Below are 338 nucleotides of genomic sequence, written 5' to 3' on the forward strand. Positions count from 1 at the left end.
GGGAAATTCTACCTTGTGCCCGAAGGTGGTACCAATGAGCTGGCGGTAAAAGGTTGTGAGGAGATCCTGCTTCCGGAAGATGCAGAATTCAATGTGATCTGCTGTGCCGTGGGAACGGGAGGAACTATCAGCGGAATTATAAATTCTTCTGCGGAACATCAGCAAATTTTGGGTTTTCCGGCGTTGAAAGGAGATTTTCTAAAGCCTGAAATTGAACGCTTCAGCAAAAAAAGTAACTGGGAACTTATAACAAATTACCATTTTGGAGGTTATGCTAAGGTGGACAGGGAGCTTATTGAATTTATGAATGACTTCAAGAGCAATTATGGTGTGCTGCT

At 43.2% G+C, this 338-nt stretch carries 1 pseudogene; it reads left to right on the forward strand.

What is annotated here, in order from left to right:
- Positions 1-338 (forward strand): annotated as a pseudogene (locus tag HC176_RS18175) (1-aminocyclopropane-1-carboxylate deaminase/D-cysteine desulfhydrase); the annotation flags it as partial.

This window comes from Tamlana crocina (assembly GCF_012037625.1).